Raw genomic sequence first — 14963 nt, forward strand, 5'->3', positions numbered from 1 at the left:
AATGATTTCTCGTCTGGCAACAGCCTGCACGTAAAAGCAGTAAAGTACTTCTAAGCCCGCATAATTGCGGGCTTTTTTGCTTTTGTGTCTGGCATTTTGGCAGCTGTTTGCAACGGGAAGCACGGTTTTTTCAATGGAATTTTTGATGGTATTCTCTGGTTTAGAATTCAGGTGTGAAAAAGTACCATGTGATAAATTTCGGTTGAGTTATGGTATTTTTTATAACTCAATTAAAAACAGACAGTTAAATAACTTTTTTGGTTTTTTTTATTATCTTTTAATCAATGGCCCAGTCATATCGAAGTCCATAATTAACTTAATGAGACAACTTGCAGCAAACGCTTTAGGAATAGGTACTGGTATTTCACCCTCAAGCATAGTTGATATGGCGTTTTTGATATTAACCAAAGTCAGTTCAGGCGCATCAATTTGGTCGCCAATGATTTCCACCATTATGATAACAGTCGCGATAATCGTTTTGGTAGTGATGTCCCTGATCTTAATAGTCTTATTGTTTTGCTCCTGGCGTTAATTATCCTATTAGTATTGACGAATAAGTTGCCTTTGCTGTTATCTGGTATTGTTGGAGGGGCGTCTTTACAAGGGGGGGTGGGTTTAGGACGCGTATGATTACGGGTGCTGCTAATGCGATTAGTGGCGCTGGAACGATGGCAATGAGCGCTACAGCTCAATTCAGTGGTGGGGCCTCAGCATTAAAAGCCGCGTTCGAATCTGCACAAACGGCAATGGCCGAAGAATCCAGATCTGCCGGTGATGGTTCAGGCGGCGGATTTGGCGGTGGTGAAGATACCGGTTCTGTAGACATATCGGGAGAGCAACCATCCGGTAAAGATAATTCCAGTGGGGAAGGGAAGGTTTTGCTGCGTCGTTCTCGCGTGCTGGCCGCATGGCAAACTATATGGGAAGCAGCATGGCTAACGGAGCTGCTGAATACCAGACAATGAAACGAAGTAGCAATTCTTCTCGTGTCCAACAGACTATTGGAGGGGAGTTGGCGACTCAGATACGTAAACAAACAGCTACTCGTTAGGATAACCGCAAACATGATGATTTTGTCGGTGATAGCTTATCCGGTAATAATAAATCTTGAATCAAGCGCGTTAGTTTACGGGGGAGCGCGAGGTGACGCTCACTGAGCGAACTTTACTTCTGCAACTCAAAGGAAAAACTATGTCTAGGACTCCCGATTCACGGTTACGCATTGAGGGCTTTCGGAAAGCTGAGGCTTCCCTGAGACTTGAAGGAATGGACCCCAGTGGTACGTCACTGTATGAGTCCATTAAGGCACGTATTATTTCAGGTGAGCTGACGTATGAGCAGGGGCGTTCAGAGATTTTTGCTTACTACACAAAAGCAGATACCGCCGGCCCTGTGACAGTGGGAGAAATACTGGCAGAGGAATTTTTAAAACCGCTGAACATGTCTCATGATGCTTTAGGGGAAGCTATGGGGATTTCCCGGCAGGATGTTGAAGATTTCATCTGCGGTATGCGTCGTCTTAGCGATGATGAAGCCCGCGTTCTGGCTGACATCTTTGGGACAGATGAGGACTTGTGGAGTAATCTGCAGGAATTGCAAGATAACCAAGGGAAATGAAGTAGGGTATCAATCCGTAGCTATCTTAAAGCTTAACTTTTTAAAGCAGATTATGCTTTTCCTAGAGCTTTGTCTGTAGTGGTTTACTGAATTTGGTCACCTAAACAGAGGTGATATTATAGTGTACTCAGGCCTCGTGAATATAACGGTGGATTACCACCGAACGAATCGGAAAAGAGATACCGTAAAAAATCTAAAGCCGTGGCCAGGTTTTGTTGACCACTACACCTTCATGTAAAACACTGATATCCTGAACCGAACCTATGGATTCAGGAGTCTTTCAGATGTCTGACTACACACTCCAGGACTGTAATATCACGGTGCCCGATGCGTTCCGCGATCGCACCATGAATCTTTTCACCCTCAGTCATTCCGGGGCAAATGAGTTTACCTTTGTCATTTCCCGTGCAACCGCTGGCGCTGACGATACGCTCCAGTCGGTGTCTGAAAGGCTGTCAAAAGAACTCGATATTACGCTGGAAGCCTTGTCGCTTTTTCATACTCGTCTGACGGAACTGGCGGGAAAGCCGGCGCTGGAACTGTTCTACCGTTTCAAATCGGGCCAGCGGGTCATTTTTCAGAAACAGCGAGTAGTGCTGACCGGCGACAACGGGCAGGGAAAAAAGCTGATTTGTTTTATCGGCACCTCGCCTGATGCGTTCGACGACTACCACGGACGAATTTATGACGCCATTACTGACAGCATCACATTCCCCGGCGAGCCGCCCGTGACAAAGGCACCCCGCAGTCAGATCCCCGCAGAAAGTCAGTCCCTGTTCTTTACCTTTGACCGTGACAGTCGGGAACTAGCGCTGTTTCAGGGCATATCTGACCTGTACGCCAGTATCGATCTGAAACGTGCCAGAAATAGCGATTATCTGTTTTTTGACGCAGACGGCGCACCGCTGACACTGGCACCTGTCATCTGCGGTAACGGGACGGGACAGTATGCGTTATGGGATATCATTGGCAGCAGAAAAGGGGCCGTGATATCCAGCCTGCTGTTAGCAAGGAACGTCCGGGGCATCAGAGGCATGGAAACCATGGAAGCCGTTGAGGCTTACATCAGCCAGCGGATCAATATCGAATGAGCAGCACAGATCCTTTTTCAGCGGCCCGTGTCGGTGACGGAATTGAGCACACCGCCTCAAAAGGCTGGCTGGTTGTCGGTCTGATTGGGGGAGCCATTGCAGGAGCAGCATTTACGCTGGTCACGGGGGGAGTGGGAACTGCCGTACTGGCCGCGACCATTGCCGGTGCCGCTGGAGGAGGTGGCTTGGGGGAGGTGCTGGGCAGTATGTCATGGGCGCCAAAACATGAAACCGGCAGACTGATAACGGGATCGCCCAACGTCTTTATCAACGGCAGGCCAGCCATTATCGCGCACATCTCAGTCGGTGAGTGTGACGAACATGGCCCCGCGCCACAGCGGGTGGCAGAAGGATCTTCCCGCGTTTATATCAACGGGTTTCCGGCGGCACGTATCGGCGATCTACTCTCCTGTAGCGCTGCCATCAGCGAAGGTTCATCAAACGTGCGGATTGGTGGTGAGAAAGTACAAACCGATCCCATCTCCCCGGAGATCCCTGACTGGGTGAATAAGGTGTTACTAGGAGTTGGACTGGCCGCAACGGCTGTGCTGGCCGGGCCGGTTGTCGCTCTGCTGGGGTTTGCCGGTGGGATGGGCGGCGGCTATGCCGGGGCGTTCATCGGCGGCCGGTTATACGGAGAAGGAAGTGATGAGCAGAAATGGTTCGCACTCGGCGGATCATTTGCAGGTGGTCTGGCGGGTGCCAGAGGCGGAATTGCATTGAAAAATGCAGGCAAGGAAATCCCTGTAATCTCAGAAAGACGCGCCTACTTAAATGAAAAATTTGGACGAACTGGCGATATAAATCGTGATATCAACATTAGGGGCAATACCGAAACAGTAAATAACTTCATGAGAGAGCAGGGAATACCAGAGAATAAAATTCCAGAATATATGGAAGGCATAAATCTTAATGAGAGAGTATCTGTTGAATCCATCAACAGAGGAAAACTGGCCTACCAAAATCAGGCTCCAGGGAACTGGCAGGGGAACTGGTATTCACTGAACGAAAGTACACCACCAACCAAACTTGGTATCAATCCTGAAGGTAATTTACACGGTACAGAAATCAAAGTTCCAAAAGTAACGACAGTATATCAATCACAGCAGCCAGTGCAGATGCTGCGTAGTACTGCAAACCCCGCTCTGGATACCTGGTCTGTGCCTAAAGAACCTTTCCAGACCGAGGGTGGCGGTATACAATGGTTCGGTACGAACAAAGATGCATGGATTCCCAAAAAATGAAAAATGACACTGCGTTAGATTACGTTGACAGAGCACTTCGCCTCGCGAAGAAACGTCACCACCATATTAAATACAATGTAATCGGAGGTGATACGCTTGAACCCATGTATAACTCCATCGTTCAACAACTTATTTTCCTACACAACATCATCACAGGACAGGAGACTGACAAGGCAAAGCTCTGGAAACTCACATTCGGCATGTATGCGACAAAAGAATTTGAAGTAACTGACCCTATATTTGAGGATCGCTTAGGTGATGCGTTTTACATTGCATCACAAATAAGAAGAGGCTTAAAAGTAAAGCTGCCACATCAGGTAGACCCTAATTTCGACTCAAAACAGAAAGAACTTGAATCGTTATACCCTGATGACTTTTATGTCTAATTGACTGGACTAAGGTGAACAATAAGGCCAGCGCAGCTGCATTGAGTGTTAAGGCTACTAACGTCATTGGCGTCGTGGTTGAAGTTAGTGCCGATGGTACTTATGTCCAGGCGTGATCTTTAGAAGTTTACATACCGACGGAGCAAACGGCAGAAAACGTCCATATTTATGAAGACGCGGCGAGGATGGCCAACCCTGCACATATGGTCAATCTCGAATGGGAAAAACAAGTTTCCCTCGATCGCAAGAGCAAAACTAATTGTTATTTTGATTAATTTTACTTCTATTGATAATTGAGCGGAAATAAACACAATTTAATAGTGTTTATTAGGTGAGTCGATGAGTATTTCAAGCCCGCTTTAATGCGGGCTTTGTTTTACTATCCTACCGCTTTTATCCTCAATGAAAACGTCATCATCAACGGCAAGCTTTATCTCTCCGTTCCTGAGTTGAGAAATAACCATAGCGATGTTTTTATCAATGCAGTTATTGGGAGGCAATACGCTGTCAAAGCATAGTCTGTCTTTCATCTCTTCTTTTTTAAAACCATCGCCAAAGTCATAGATGTAGACGCTGGGTTGCTCATGAGGCTCGGTGAAATCAAGTTTATACTGTGATATCAACAGATTTTTATTTTCAAGCCACCAGCTCAGTTTGCTTTTAGCAGAGTAGGGGAGTCCCTTCACCGCAATCAATACCGTGTTAGGCGTTGCGTCTACTGCCATCACTTCAGCAGTGACAGGTCTTTTAACAAAGAAAAACCCTAAAGCTAAAGCCACTATGACGAGCGCTAAGATGCTGATTTTTTTCACTGTATAAATCCTTTTATAACCTTCTCTTGTATTATTGCCGTGAATAAGTTTACTTGATTTATTTATTCTTAGAGGGTGTTAAAACACTATTTTACTTGTAAGGTACGTTATCGTCTGGCTGCTGATTAAACACCCATGGAACTAATGTTCGTTTATAGGATATAATAAATCGGGCAGAATTTATCTGGAATTCTAAAAATGGTTAAGTTCATCGGTTGGTTTCTTGCTCATGCATTACAAGGAACCATAACAGTAGCGATGAGTTTTGTGGCTCTTTATTCACTATTTGTTTTTGATAATATTGCCATGAAGGTTGCTGGTTTTATCGGGTCATTTGCCATTGCTTACGTTGCAAGTTATATATTAGGGAAGGCCAGAGGTGAACACAGGCGATAGGTTGTTAACATCTATTCGTGATGTGAGTAGCTTAAAAGCAGATTAGCGAGCAATCTAAGCTTAGAATAGCCCACCTCAACGGATCAAGCCCTCTGCTCTTACAGAGGGTTTCCCTATCGCCTTACCGATCTTTGCTTCTGTAACGGCTGCGCTTCAACGTATAGAGCAGGCTCGGCGGCGCGTCTTTTACGTCGTGGACCTCTCTAACAAACTCCAATCCGCACTTGGATAACACCTTTTGTGACGCGGTATGATTTTTCCGCACCATCGCCGAAACCTCATCAAGCTTTAACGCATCGAAGCCGTAGTGCAGCGCTGTACTGGCGAACTCGGTGGCATAACCCTGGCCCCATGCTGCTACCGCCAGGCGATAGCCCAGATTGTTAATCGTTAACGTATCGTATTGCACGATACGTATTCCGCCAAAACCGACGATCTCGTCAGGTCTGTCAGCTCGCGAGACGGCCCAGTTGCCGAACCCTTGGGTCTGCCAATGCTCAAGCCAGCCGTCCAACACCGTGCGGGAATGGATGATATCCGGATGCGGCCCGGCCGGGTTAAATCTATTGGTCGCAGGATCGCCATAGATACGAAACAGATCGTTGAGATCGGAACGCTTTACCTTGCGCAGAATGAGTCGTTCAGAGTGCAGCTCCATTTTATCTCCTGTTATTTTAATCATTATTGTTTCAGTGACCTACTGATAATGCCCGAAGCGCGCAGCGTTTGATACGTGACAATAGCAATTGCCAGGGCGGCGATGACCACCGTGAGCGCCAGTGAGAAAGCCAGCGCGCCGTAGATCCCCAGCGCCCGATCGAGCCATGCATAGGCAAAGGGCGATGCGGCAGCCATCAGCTGCGCCGGAATCAACAGGACGCCCGTCCGTCGAGCATAATCCTCTGCGGCAAACAGCTGAAGCGGTAGCGTCGCTTTGACAATCGTCATTAGGCCATTGATTGCGCCGTACCCCAGCACAAACCCCGCGGCCGAACTGGCAAACAGCGATCCACTGAGGCCGAGCAGGAAGCAGAGCGGCATTGCCAGGGCGGTAACCAGCGTTAACCTGAGTGGTGTAAGACGTGCACCAGCGACGACCTCCATAAACCGCGCTCCCGTTTGCCCGATTCCCCACAGCATCCCCGCAGCAACCGGTAGCCCAGCGCTGGCAATAAACTCCGGCAGGTGCGTCGATGTACCGTTAGAGACAAAGGTGATAAGGGCAATAAAAGCAGCAAACAGCCAGCCGGTGCGGCGGTCTTGGACGTTGTCCGCTGACGGCATGGGGGCAGCGGTAATGGTCAGCGGTTGGTTGGGCAGGGGGCGGATCAGCGTGGCGCTGAGCAGGCCGAACAGTGCATAGACCAGCAGCGCCCCGCGCCAGCTCATTATGGTCAATAGCGACTCACCGAGCGGCCAGAAAACAGCGGATGCGAGGCCTCCCGCCAGCGTCACCTGGGAAATCGTGCGTCGGGCGTGCTGCCCATAAAGCGTAATGAGCGCGGCGAACAGCGCGTCATAAAGCGACAGGCGCATACCGATGCCCATTATAAGCCAGGCGCTATACCAGCCCGTAAGCGAGTGCGTGCAGGCCATGGCGGCGCAGCTCAGCGCTGTCAGCAGCGTGCCGATAGTTACAACATTCTTCCCGCCCAGTCTGGCCTGTAGCCTGGCGACAAAGGGCGATACCAGCGCCATGACCAGCATCGCCAGGGTCAGGCCAAGATAGATCTGCGGCTGCGTCCAGTGGGTATCGCGGGCAATGGCATGGGCAAACGTGCCGGGCATATAGAACGAGATACCCCAGTTAATCAGCTGATTGCAGCCAGCGAAGAGAGGCAGGAGGCGAGGTATGGCGCGCGAAGTCATTATTTTTCATTCCGTTAGGCAGTTGTCCTGAGCATACCGTGCGCGGTATGGTTCAGGCAGGGCTCAACGTTTATCACCGCTATAAGAGAAACTTTGCATGACGACGCTAAATCTAGGAAATCTGGCGACCTTTCGGCTGGTGGTACAGCGGGGCAGTTTCTCTGCCGCGGCAAACGTGCTTGGCCTCTCCCAGCCGGCGGTAAGCCTGCAAATTCGCCAGCTTGAACAGTTTCTTCAGGCACGGTTGATCGAGCGCACCGGGCGAGGCGTTAAGGCGACCGCCGCTGGCGTAGCGTTGCTGGCTCACGGCGAGCGGATTGGTCAGGCCGTGGACGAAGCGATACGTTCGGTTAGCGCGTTTAGCCATGAAGTCAGTGGCACGATCAGGCTCGGCACGGGGGCGACGGCGTGCATCCATCTTTTGCCACCGCTATTGCAGCGGCTGCGGCTGGATTATCCCCTGCTGCAGGTAGGCGTCACGACCGGAAATACGCCTGGCATTGTCCAGGCGGTGGAGGAAAATCGTCTCGATCTGGGGCTGGTTACGCTTCCCGCCAGCGGACGCACACTGGATATCACGCCGTTTCTGAACGAAGAGTTTGTTTTTATCGAAGCGCTGGCGCACTCGCACCCGGCGGCATCGTTAACGCCCGAGGCGCTACATGCGCTGCCGCTCATCGCCTTTGAGGACGGAAGCAGTACGCGCACGCTTATTGATGGCTGGTTTGCCGCAGCGGGACTGCCGACGATATCTGTGATGCAGCTTGGCAGTATCGAAGCCATCAAGCGCATGGTTAGCGCCGGGCTGGGATATAGCATAGTCCCGCAAATGTCGGTGGCGCATCCAAACGATCGTAAGGGGCTCAACGTGCGTTCACTGGATCCGCTTTTGCAGCGTCAGCTGGCAATAGTCATCCGTCAGGATAAGATCCTGAGCCGAGGCATAGGGGCGATCATTCAACTGCTACAAAAGAAAAGCGAGTTAATTTAGCGTTTTATTTACCGGCGTCTCAACGGAGAGAGAGGATTGCTGTGATTGGGCTTTATCCTGATGATGGTACCAGGCGCCGATAGAGGAGTAGACGAAGCGTCCAAAGAAGAAGAAAAAGCTGATAAGCAATACGATACGGGTCATGCGACTGTCAAATCGCTGTCGTTTTCGCATACTGTGTGACTGGCTCACAAGAGGTTCCTAAGGGTTAACCCGACAAGCGGGCGATTGCTGTATTAATGCACAGAGCGAAGCGTAGATCAATCGGTCGTTATGTAAAATTTCGTCAAAGAAAGCATTTACTAAAACCATAATAATGAAATAATGATAAAGCGCATGAATTATTAAGAAAAATTGCGCGAAGAAGAGAAGGCGATGTTTTAAAAGGCGCGCGGTTGCTTGATCCTGGTCAATTGCAGCTGCTTTTGCAGCACTAAACTCTTCACAAATGGCACAGTCTGACCGACTCTATAATCTTCATGGTTAGCCTGGAACCCCGCCTGAATCGATTTCAGTACGCTGGGTTTTACACTGAACATCGATGAGCTACGCGAAAATTTATACTCTCTATAAAGCTAAATGGTGGGCGCTGCCGCTCGTCTTGCCTTTCCTGCTGCTGCCCCTTGCCCACATGGTCGATACCTTTACCTGGGTCTCGGATGGCAGCATGATACTCTATTATCTGCCGCTCTCGCTCTTATTGAGCCTGATGCTCTTCTACGGCTGGGCGGCATTGCCCGGTATTATTCTCTCCCTGGCCTGGCACTACTATCCGCACACCAGCGCCCCAGAGACGTTGCTTAAAATCGTCCATTTTATTGTGCCCATCATCGTAAGCTGGGGTGGCTATCGGATCTTCGTTACCCGGCGGCATAACGTCTCCTACGGCAATGCGCAACTCACCGCGCAGCGTATGTTCTGGCAGGCCGTCTGCCCGGCCACGCTGTTCCTGCTGATCTTCCATACCATCACCTGGCTAGGCCTGTATGACAATTATCAGGCCCTGACCGGCGTGACCCCGTTTAGCCTGCGCACGCTGATTAACTATCAGGCGCTGCTGGTCAGCGGGCTGACCGGAACGCCGTTCTGCTATCTGCTGATCAGGGTGCTCCACCATCCACGCCACATAAAAGGTTACCTCTCTCGCCTGCGTCGGGATTTTGATCCCAAGGTGACCCGGCTGGAGGTGATCGTGTGGTTTGCCGTTATTGCGCTACTGATGCTGCTGATGCTCTCCCCGTGGGATGAAAATACCGGCATCTTCACCACTAACTACACGCTGTCGCTGCTGCTCCCGGTGATGCTGTGGGGGTCGATGCGCTATGGCTATCGTCTGATGTCTATCGTCTGGACGCCGTTTATGATGGTAAGCATTCACTACTTCTACCGCTATACGCCGGTCTCGCCGCGCTACGAAATCCAGCTGACGATCCTCTCCTCCAGCTACCTGGTGTTCTCGTTTATCATCGCCTGGATGTCGATGTTGGCAACGCGCCAGCGGCGGATGCACGAGCGGGTTAGCCGGCTGGCGTGGCTCGATCCGGTTCTCAATATGCCAAACCTGCGGGCGCTCAATCGTGCGCTGGCGGATACCCCGTGGTCGGTGCTCTGCTTTTTACGCATCCCCGATCTGGAGCTGCTGGGAAGGCACTACGGTATTATGCTGCGCATCCAGTACAAGCAGATGCTGTCCGAGTGGCTAACGCAGTGGCTACAAAGCAATGAGTGCGTATACCATCTGTCGGGATATGACATCGTTATCCGGCTCAATACCGAATCCTACGTGCAGCGCATCGCCGAACTGGATAAGCGGATCAAGCAGTTCCGCTTCGCCTGGGATGACATGCCGTTGCAGCCAAAGGTAGGCATAAGCTATTGCTACGTGCGTTCGCCGGTGTCGCATCTCTATCTGCTGCTGGGCGAGCTGAGCACCACGGCGGATCTCTCCCTGGAAACCCAGAGTCCAGAAAGCCTTCAGCACCGCGGGTCGGTCAATCTACAGCGCAGCCTGAAAGGTAAGGTGGAGATGATGAACCGCCTGCAACGGGCGCTGGAGGAGGATCGGTTCCGCCTGATGGCCCAGCCGATCGCCGGCATACGCGGCGACGACTACCATGAGATATTGCTGCGGATGCTCGGCGATGACGACGAGCTTATCGGCCCGGATGCGTTCCTGCCGGTAGCCCATGAGTTTGGCCTTTCGTCACGCATCGACCTGTGGGTGATTGAACACACGCTGCGCTTTATGGCGCACTATCGTGAAACGGAGCCGGGGGCGCGCTTCTCAGTTAACCTGTCGCCAGCCTCCGTCTGCCGGAGCAACTTTGCCCGTGAGGTCGCCAGGCTGCTTGAGTGCTACAACGTTGAGGCCTGGCAGCTTATTTTTGAGGTCACGGAGAGTAACTCGTTGACCAATATTAACCAGGCAAACCAGACCCTCGGCCAGCTTCAGCAATTGGGCTGCCGGGTGGCCATAGATGACTTTGGGACCGGCTATGCCAGCTATGCGCGGTTGAAAAACATCAACGCCGATATGTTGAAGATTGACGGCAGCTTTATTCGCAATCTGACGTCAAACAGCCTCGACTACCAGATTGTGGCCTCTATCTGCCATCTGGCACGGATGAAAAAGATGCGGGTGGTGGCGGAGTACGTCGAAAGTGAGGAGGTGCGCAGCGCTGCCCTTTCGCTGGGGATCGACTATCTGCAAGGGTTCTTGATTGGTAAACCCATACCGCTTGAGACGCTGGCGGGAGACGCTCAGGCACTGTCACAGCGTGCCTGAGCATAGGAGGGGCTAGGGCGGTGCGGATCAGGCCGCGACGCCGGAGGAGTGCTCCTCTTCGATCTTCAGCAGCCAGCCGGTGACCGCGCCCCAGTAATCCTGCTCTTTCTCCAGATCCAGCAGCACCAGCGCGTTCTGAGAGAACCAGTCACGAGGGAAGCTAAGCGTCCAGTGGTTATCGTCGGTGGTGAGACGGAGGGTCGGCGGGGTAGTGGTCGCCTGGCGCTGGTTGTTCAGCAGTACGCCGAGGCGCAGGAGCTGGATCAGCGGTAAAAAGTGCTTCTTCTTGAACAGGGTAAAGCGCGGCAGATCGTCGAGCTTGATACCTTTGCGGTGGAAGCGCACCAGGGTCGCCATCATCAGCTGCTGCTCTTGGTTAAAGCCAGGCAGATCGCTGTTCTGCAGGATATAGGCCGAGTGGCGATGCATCCCGCTGTGGTTGATGTTCAGCCCAACCTCGTGCAGCATCGCGGCCCACTTCAGCAGGGCCGCCAGCTGCGGATTCGCCAGCTTTGGATTCTGCGCTTCCCACTGCTCGTACATGTGGGTTGTGGTCTCCAGCACGCGACGGGCTTGCTCCCGGTCAATGTTATACTGGTTGGCAAGGCTCTGTGCGGTGCGGCTGCGGATATCCTGATGGCGGAAACGGCCCTCCATCTCATACAGCACCCCTTCACGCAGCGCGCCGTCGGAGAGACGCAGCTCGCGAATGGCCAGTGCGTCAAACACGCCGCACAAAATCGCCAGGCCAGGCACGAAGACCGCCTTGCGCTCGTCGGAGAGCCCCGGCAGATTCAGCGCGTCAAAGCTGTCATGCTTCAGCACCTCGGTCACTAGCTTATCCAGCCGTTCAGGGGTGATGAACCCATCTTTCTCGCCCATCGCCAGCAGCACTTCATGAGCGGCTTTAATGCTGCCCGATGCGCCCAGGGCCACGTTCCAGCCCTGAATACGGTACTGCCAGGTTAGGCTCTCCAGCTTCTGCACCGCCGCCATGCGCGCGCGATGGAAGTTCTCCCGGTTAATGATGCGGCCGCGGAAATAGGTTTGCGCGAAGCTGACGCAGCCCATACGGCGGCTCTCAACCAGGATAGGTTGAAAATCTTCGCCGATCACCAGTTCCGTAGAGCCACCGCCAATATCGATCACTAGCTTGCGGCCTTTTTCCGGCTGCGTATGCTCAACGCCCATAAAGATCAGTCGGGCTTCTTCGTTGCCAGAGATGATCTCAATCGGGTAGGGGATGACCTGCTCCGCACGCTTGAGGAAATCAGCGGCGTTGGCGGCCTGGCGCAAAGTGTGGGTGCCAACAATGCAGACGTTAGCCGGGTCGAAGCCCTGCAGGCGTTCGGCAAACAGCGACAGGCAGCTCAGGCCGCGCTCAATCGCCTCTTCGCTCAGAACGCTGTTCTCATCCAGGCCGTCGGCCAGATGCACGCGCTGCTTCAGGCGGCCAATGATCTGCATGGCGCCATCCACCACACGGGCAATGACCATGTGGAAACTGTTCGAACCGAGATCGACCGCAGCAAACTCCTGCGGCCGTGGGGTATTGTCATTTATCGGCATAGATTAGTCTGGTTGTTCGAGTGATTTGATATAGTCGTAAATCGCTAGCTGCGCGCGAACCTTGCGGCGGTTGCCCCGTTGCACATAGCGATTACTCAATTCCTTGTCGATATACCGCGCCTTCACGGTATCGCTGAACAGAAGCTCAATGATGTCCAGCACGCGTTGCTTAAGGCGCGGATCGAGCAGCGGGGCCGCAACCTCAATGCGATAGTCAATATTACGCGTCATCCAGTCGGCAGACGAGAGGTAAACCTGCTTATCGCCGCCATTTTCGAAAATATAGATGCGATCGTGTTCGAGATAGCGGTCCACGATGCTGATCACCCGGATATTATCGCTCAGCCCTTCCAGCTCGGGGATCAGCGAGCACATACCGCGCACCAGCAGATTAACCGGCACGCCGGAGCCGGATGCAGCATACAGTCGGTCCACGAGGCCTTTATCCACCAGGTTGTTGAGCTTGAGGGTGATCCCTGACGGCTGACCGTTTTGCGCATTGGCGATCTCGCGGTCGATCATATCGTACAGCAGGCGGCGCGAGTTTTGCGGCGACACCAGCAGGTACTCAAAGTGTACCGGCCGGTAAGGGTTCTCGATAAAGTTAAACACCCGGCGTACTTCGTTAGTGATGCGCGCATCGGCGGTAAGCAGCGAGTAGTCGGTGTAGAGCCGGGCGGTCTTCTCGTTAAAGTTACCGGTGCCGATGTGAGCGTAGCGCACCACCTCTTCACCCTCTTTACGCGAGATGAGGAACAGCTTGGCGTGAATTTTCAGTCCCGGCGCGGAGAAGATCACGTGCGCCCCGGCCTCGGTCAGACGCTTAGCCCAGTGGATGTTGGCCTCTTCATCGAAGCGCGCCTGCAGTTCCACCACCACGGTCACTTTCTTGCCGTTGTGCGCGGCGTGGATCATCGCATCAATGATGCGTGAATCTTTCGCTACGCGGTAGATGTTGATCTTGATGGCCAGCACGTTAGGGTCGAACGAGGCCTGACGCAGCAGCTCAAGCACGTGCTCAAAGGTGTGGTACGGATAGTAGAGCAGCACGTCCCGCTCGCGAATGGCGTCGAAGCCGTTGCGGAAGTTATCGAACCAGACATGGCGCAGGCGCGGCAGCGGCTTGTTCACCAGGTTGGCTTTGCCGACGTTCGGGAAGCTGATGAAGTCTTTAAAGTTGTGGTAACGGCCGCCTGGTACAGTGGAGTCATAGCGGGAGATGGTGAGCTTGTCGCGCAGCATCTCTACCATGGCGTCCGGCATATCGCGCTGGTAGACAAAACGTACCGGCTCGGCAGTAAGGCGCTGCTTGAGGCTGGAGGACATCAGCTCCATCAGGCTCGACTCCATCTCGTGCACCAGGTCGTACTCGGCGTCACGGGTCATCTTCATCGAGTAGGCGTTCAGCGCATCGTAGTCAAAGAAGCCGTAGAAGATATCGTCCAGGCAGTAGCGCAGGATGTTATCCAGCAGGATCATCGGCTTGCGGCGGCGCGGCGTCTCTGGCGGCAGGTTAACAAAGCGCGGCACCTTATCCGACGGGATCTCCAGCAGCGCGTAGCGAATGCTCTCCCCGCGAATAATCTCTACTGCCAGATAGGTGTAGTCATCCTTCAGGAACTGCACCAGGTCGGTTTCGCGGTTGATCAGGATCGGCGTGATGTGCTGGCGCAGATAGTGTTTGAAGTAGTGGCGCAGCCAGGTTTGCTGGTTCTCGGAGAGCTGGCGTTCGTTAATCAAGAAGATCTGATTACGGGCCATCTCCAGCAGCAGGTCGTTATACAGACCGTTGAACTCCTGATCCGCTTTCAGTACGCGGGTCTGGATCTTACCGAGCAGATGTCGGGAGTGGGCGTTGGAGCCTTGCTCTTCGCTGATGATAATCCGGCGCTTAAGCTCAGCAAAGCGCACCTTGTAGAACTCATCAAGGTTATTGGAGTAGATGCCGAGGAAACGCATTCGCTCAATAAGAGGGTTGCTCTTGTCGGCGGCTTCCTGCAGCACGCGTTCATTGAACGCTAACCAGCTTAATTCTTTTTCGATGTATAGCTTTTCCTGACCCATTACAACTCACACTCCGGTTCAATCTCGGGACGTGGCAAATCCATCTCAGCCTTTATTATGGTGAGAATTACCACAGCTTGTCCAATTGTGACAGATAAGTATGACAGTAATCTGATAATGCGGAGGTTATTGCCGGACG

Annotated in this window: 13 protein-coding genes and 1 pseudogene; 8 read left to right on the forward strand and 6 right to left on the reverse strand. The window is 52.6% G+C overall.

Annotated features, from left to right (window positions below):
• Positions 1–259: 259 nt before the first annotated feature.
• From EV102420_RS21815 to EV102420_RS04075, 5 genes and pseudogenes are all read left to right on the forward strand, one after another.
• A pseudogene (locus EV102420_RS21815) lies at positions 260–1051 on the forward strand (P-type conjugative transfer protein TrbL); the annotation flags it as partial.
• A gap of 92 nt (positions 1052–1143) precedes the next feature.
• Positions 1144–1617 (forward strand): HigA family addiction module antitoxin, encoded by a 474-nt coding sequence (locus EV102420_RS04060; protein WP_255211650.1) that lies wholly within the window; start codon positions 1144–1146, stop codon positions 1615–1617.
• A gap of 284 nt (positions 1618–1901) precedes the next feature.
• A complete protein-coding gene (locus EV102420_RS20830; RefSeq protein WP_072015185.1) occupies positions 1902–2708 on the forward strand; it encodes a DcrB-related protein in 807 nt (268 codons plus the stop codon).
• A complete protein-coding gene (locus EV102420_RS04070; protein WP_042389285.1) occupies positions 2705–3952 on the forward strand; it encodes a polymorphic toxin type 46 domain-containing protein in 1248 nt (415 codons plus the stop codon). The genes EV102420_RS20830 and EV102420_RS04070 overlap by 4 nt, the downstream gene beginning before the upstream one ends.
• Positions 3949–4338 carry an immunity protein Tsi6 family protein gene (locus EV102420_RS04075; protein WP_042389288.1) on the forward strand — a complete coding sequence of 130 codons (390 nt, stop codon included), beginning with the start codon at positions 3949–3951 and terminating at the stop codon, positions 4336–4338. The genes EV102420_RS04070 and EV102420_RS04075 overlap by 4 nt, the downstream gene beginning before the upstream one ends.
• 359 nt (positions 4339–4697) lie before the next feature.
• On the opposite strand, the gene EV102420_RS04080 is transcribed toward EV102420_RS04075, so the two are convergent.
• A complete protein-coding gene (locus EV102420_RS04080; RefSeq protein ID WP_042389291.1) occupies positions 4698–5150 on the reverse strand; it encodes a DUF943 family protein in 453 nt (150 codons plus the stop codon).
• Between the two features lie 198 nt (positions 5151–5348).
• On the opposite strand from EV102420_RS04080, the gene EV102420_RS04085 reads away from it, so the two are divergent.
• Positions 5349–5546 (forward strand): hypothetical protein, encoded by a 198-nt coding sequence (locus tag EV102420_RS04085; protein WP_042389294.1) that lies wholly within the window; start codon positions 5349–5351, stop codon positions 5544–5546.
• Between the two features lie 121 nt (positions 5547–5667).
• On the opposite strand, the gene EV102420_RS04090 is transcribed toward EV102420_RS04085, so the two are convergent.
• Positions 5668–6204: a GNAT family N-acetyltransferase gene (locus EV102420_RS04090; RefSeq protein WP_042389296.1), complete on the reverse strand. Its 537-nt coding sequence runs from the start codon at positions 6202–6204 to the stop codon at positions 5668–5670.
• A 23-nt stretch (positions 6205–6227) separates the two neighbouring features.
• Positions 6228–7415: an MFS transporter gene (locus tag EV102420_RS04095; protein ID WP_042389299.1), complete on the reverse strand. Its 1188-nt coding sequence runs from the start codon at positions 7413–7415 to the stop codon at positions 6228–6230.
• A 97-nt stretch (positions 7416–7512) separates the two neighbouring features.
• Between EV102420_RS04095 and EV102420_RS04100 the strand changes: the two genes are divergently transcribed.
• Entirely contained in the window at positions 7513–8406 is an 894-nt protein-coding gene (locus tag EV102420_RS04100) for a LysR family transcriptional regulator (protein ID WP_042389302.1), read from the forward strand.
• Here the strand turns inward: EV102420_RS04100 and EV102420_RS04105 are convergent.
• Positions 8398–8598, reverse strand: a complete 201-nt coding sequence (locus EV102420_RS04105; protein WP_072015186.1) for a YfgG family protein — start codon at positions 8596–8598, stop codon at positions 8398–8400. The genes EV102420_RS04100 and EV102420_RS04105 overlap by 9 nt on opposite strands.
• 349 nt (positions 8599–8947) lie before the next feature.
• Between EV102420_RS04105 and EV102420_RS04110 the strand changes: the two genes are divergently transcribed.
• Positions 8948–11191 carry a sensor domain-containing phosphodiesterase gene (locus EV102420_RS04110; RefSeq protein ID WP_042389308.1) on the forward strand — a complete coding sequence of 748 codons (2244 nt, stop codon included), beginning with the start codon at positions 8948–8950 and terminating at the stop codon, positions 11189–11191.
• A 27-nt stretch (positions 11192–11218) separates the two neighbouring features.
• Here EV102420_RS04110 and ppx read toward each other — a convergent pair whose 3' ends face one another.
• Positions 11219–12760, reverse strand: coding sequence for an exopolyphosphatase (gene ppx / locus EV102420_RS04115; RefSeq protein ID WP_042389311.1), 1542 nt, complete (start codon positions 12758–12760; stop codon positions 11219–11221).
• A 3-nt stretch (positions 12761–12763) separates the two neighbouring features.
• Positions 12764–14824 carry a polyphosphate kinase 1 gene (gene ppk1, locus EV102420_RS04120; RefSeq protein WP_042389314.1) on the reverse strand — a complete coding sequence of 687 codons (2061 nt, stop codon included), beginning with the start codon at positions 14822–14824 and terminating at the stop codon, positions 12764–12766.
• Positions 14825–14963: the final 139 nt, after the last annotated feature.

The organism is Pseudescherichia vulneris NBRC 102420, from assembly GCF_000759795.1.
Taxonomy (GTDB): Bacteria; Pseudomonadota; Gammaproteobacteria; order Enterobacterales; family Enterobacteriaceae; genus Pseudescherichia; species Pseudescherichia vulneris.

Excerpts from the sequence above, each read along its gene's own strand:
- EV102420_RS20830 (WP_072015185.1), top strand. The coding sequence starts at position 1,902 with ATGTCTGACTACACACTCCAGGACTGTAATATCACGGTGCCCGATGCG.
- EV102420_RS04070 (WP_042389285.1), top strand. The coding sequence starts at position 2,705 with ATGAGCAGCACAGATCCTTTTTCAGCGGCCCGTGTCGGTGACGGAATT.
- EV102420_RS04075 (WP_042389288.1), top strand. The coding sequence starts at position 3,949 with ATGAAAAATGACACTGCGTTAGATTACGTTGACAGAGCACTTCGCCTC.
- EV102420_RS04085 (WP_042389294.1), top strand. The coding sequence starts at position 5,349 with ATGGTTAAGTTCATCGGTTGGTTTCTTGCTCATGCATTACAAGGAACC.
- EV102420_RS04090 (WP_042389296.1), bottom strand. The coding sequence starts at position 6,204 with ATGGAGCTGCACTCTGAACGACTCATTCTGCGCAAGGTAAAGCGTTCC.
- EV102420_RS04095 (WP_042389299.1), bottom strand. The coding sequence starts at position 7,415 with ATGACTTCGCGCGCCATACCTCGCCTCCTGCCTCTCTTCGCTGGCTGC.
- EV102420_RS04100 (WP_042389302.1), top strand. The coding sequence starts at position 7,513 with ATGACGACGCTAAATCTAGGAAATCTGGCGACCTTTCGGCTGGTGGTA.
- EV102420_RS04110 (WP_042389308.1), top strand. The coding sequence starts at position 8,948 with ATGAGCTACGCGAAAATTTATACTCTCTATAAAGCTAAATGGTGGGCG.
- ppx (WP_042389311.1), bottom strand. The coding sequence starts at position 12,760 with ATGCCGATAAATGACAATACCCCACGGCCGCAGGAGTTTGCTGCGGTC.
- ppk1 (WP_042389314.1), bottom strand. The coding sequence starts at position 14,824 with ATGGGTCAGGAAAAGCTATACATCGAAAAAGAATTAAGCTGGTTAGCG.